The sequence below is a fragment of the Kaistella sp. CFF1-2 genome, from assembly GCF_059509915.1.
Window position 1 is genome coordinate 1 of the sequence record NZ_JCAKLF010000016.1, and the last position, 2,709, is coordinate 2,709.

Sequence of the window (2,709 nt, forward strand, 5' to 3'; positions counted from 1 at the left end):
AGCTGTAATGGCAGAAAAACTATCGCCACAACATAAAACAGAATAATATCAATGAATGAAATAATTAGAAAAAGAACTATCAGACCATCAACCCGACTTGAGAAATCTAAGAGTTATAAAATTGATACAAAAACTATTTCGCATGGTGATATTTTAGTAGTTAACATTGACCACGAAACAAAATCGTTTCGCAAGTCCTATAAATTCGAGGGTTCTGATGTTGCAAATAAAGACAGTATTAGTTTTAGAGTAAATGACTATGGAACTACAATTGATATAAGTTGGAGCGGTGCGACACCAATAGGAACAACTTTAAAGGATATAAAGCCATTAGAAAGAAAAGTTGTAAAAAAAACTGTTTCAAAACCTATCACATCACATATAAAATCTTCATTTGATCCAATTTCAAACGATGATATAGTTATTTTGATTTTAGGAACAATCCCAGGTGACAAATCCATCGAACTAGGTGAGTATTACGGACATTCAAGAAACAGATTTTGGAAAATTATCTCGACAATTACAAATAACAAATTACCACTAACCTATTCTGACAAAAAAGAACTATTATTAAAATCTAAAATTGGAATTTGGGATGTTGCACATAAAGCTAATAGGAAAGGAAGTCTTGATAGTGCGATTGAAGATGAAGAGCCAAATGACTTAGACAATTTTATAGCCGCACACAAGAATTTAAAAATTATTGGTTTTAATGGAACAAAATCTCAAGCACTTTTTAACAAATATTTTGACAAAAAAAGTAATTTAAAGTACATTTTGTTACCAAGTACAAGTCCAGCAAATACTAACATCGCCTTTGACAACATTTGTAAACAATGGCAACAAATATTGACAAAATAATTGATGGACAATCAGCCACTACAGCTAACATTGTATTGGCAAAATGCGGGGTTAAATATAAAATAGAAAAAGTGGAAATATTTAGCCGCCGCTGCTTTTCATATTGTTTTTTTTCATAATTTAGACAATCTGAAAAAGCATCGGCTACGTTTGGTCTGAACTTGAACATTTGTTCAAATTAAGCCCGCACTTCGCCAATACTTTTTCCGTTAGGCGACATTTTAGAAAAATTCGATATCAATATCAAATAATCAAAAATTTTACTTATCTTTGACGTTAGTAACGTTAAAAAGTATGATTGTAACTTTTGGAAATAAAGAAACCGAAAAAATTTGGAACGGTATTGTTTCCAAAAAGCTTCCTCAAGAAATTCAGGAAGTTGCAAGAAGAAAATTGAGAATGATTAACAACTCAATTGATATTAATGATTTAAGAATTCCTCCAGCAAATCGACTTGAAAAACTGAAAGGAGATTTAAAGGAATTTTATAGCATCAGAATTAATAGTCAATGGAGAATTATTTTCAAATGGGAAAATGGAAATGCTTTGGAAGTTGAAATTTTAGATTATCATTAAATTTAGAAAACATGGAAAAGTTGAGAAATATTACACCTGGAGAAATATTATTAGAGGAATTTTTAGTTCCACTTGAAATTTCACAATATAGACTTTCAAAAGATTTGGAAATTCCGCAAACAAGAGTTTCAGAGATTATTAAAGGAAATAGAAGAATTTCAGCAGATACAGCTGTCCGATTAAGTGCATATTTTGGAAATTCTGCAAAATTTTGGCTTGGACTTCAAGATGATTATGATATTGAGAATGAATTAAAAGAGAAATCGAATGAAGTCAAGAGAATTAACAGAATCCGAAAGGAGAAAGAAAAAAACATCGCCTAACATAGTATTGGCAAAATGCGGGGTTAAATATAAAATAGAAAAAGTAGAAATATTTATCCGCCGCTGCTTTTCATATTGTTTTTTTCTTTAATTTTAACAATCTGAAAAAGCATCGGCTCCGTTTGGTCTGAACTTGAACATTCGTTCAAATTAAGCCCGCACTTCGCCAATACTTTTTCGTTAGCTGCAAGTTTATTACAAAATTGTACCAAATTGAATATCACCAAAATACTCATAATATTTTTACCAATTTTTTTTATATTTTCTTGTAAAAACAAAGAAGAAAAAAAAGTTGATTCAAATCAAAAGGCAATTGATAATCAAAACCAAATTGAATCAGTATTTACGAATATTTTCATTGAAAAAAATCCTAACAAAAACTATGTAATAGGAAATTGGAATAAAGAAAAAAATGAAACACATTTCAAATATCTTGGAAGCGTAACGACTAAGAAGAAAGAGAATTTAACTTTAGTCAATTCAATTTATTATTTCGGAGAAATTTCAAAAAAAGCACGCAACAATATTATGATATTTCAAGACGATGATAAATATATTGGATATTATAATATCGCAATGACCAATGATTTACCAACAAAATTTGAAAACGGATTTTTATATTTTGAAAATGATAGTAATGATTGTGACAAAAACAATGAATTCAAAATTGATTTTAGAAATGGAATTCCTGAAAAAATATTTAGAAAATGCAAAGGTGAATTAGGAGATTTATATGAGTTTAAAGAAGATGAATAAAAAACCTGCAGCTAACATTGTATTGGCAAAATGCGGGGTTAAATGTATAATAGAAAGATTTGAAATATTTATCCGCCGCTGCTTTTCATATTGTTTTTTTCCTTAATTTAGACAATCTGAAAAAGCATCGGCTCCGTTTGGTCTGAACTTGAACATTCGTTCAAATTAAGCCCGCACTTCGCCAATACTTTTT

The 2,709-nt window shown here is 29.6% G+C and carries 4 protein-coding genes; all 4 read left to right on the forward strand.

Features of this window, described 5'->3' with window-relative positions; translation table 11 throughout:
- Nucleotides 1–51 precede the first annotated feature (51 nt).
- The 4 genes from AC5XHR_RS13625 (at nt 52) to AC5XHR_RS13640 (ending at nt 2,516) form a co-directional block, all read left to right on the forward strand.
- Nucleotides 52–861, forward strand: coding sequence for a DNA-deoxyinosine glycosylase (locus tag AC5XHR_RS13625; protein ID WP_495951328.1), 810 nt, complete (start codon nt 52–54; stop codon nt 859–861).
- Between the two features lie 294 nt (nt 862–1,155).
- A complete protein-coding gene (locus AC5XHR_RS13630) occupies nt 1,156–1,437 on the forward strand; it encodes a type II toxin-antitoxin system RelE/ParE family toxin (protein WP_495951329.1) in 282 nt (93 codons plus the stop codon).
- Nucleotides 1,438–1,448: 11 nt separating this feature from the next.
- A complete protein-coding gene (locus AC5XHR_RS13635) occupies nt 1,449–1,760 on the forward strand; it encodes a HigA family addiction module antitoxin (RefSeq protein WP_495951330.1) in 312 nt (103 codons plus the stop codon).
- A 213-nt stretch (nt 1,761–1,973) separates the two neighbouring features.
- Nucleotides 1,974–2,516 (forward strand): hypothetical protein, encoded by a 543-nt coding sequence (locus AC5XHR_RS13640; RefSeq protein ID WP_495951331.1) that lies wholly within the window; start codon nt 1,974–1,976, stop codon nt 2,514–2,516.
- The last annotated feature ends 193 nt before the right edge of the window (nt 2,517–2,709 follow it).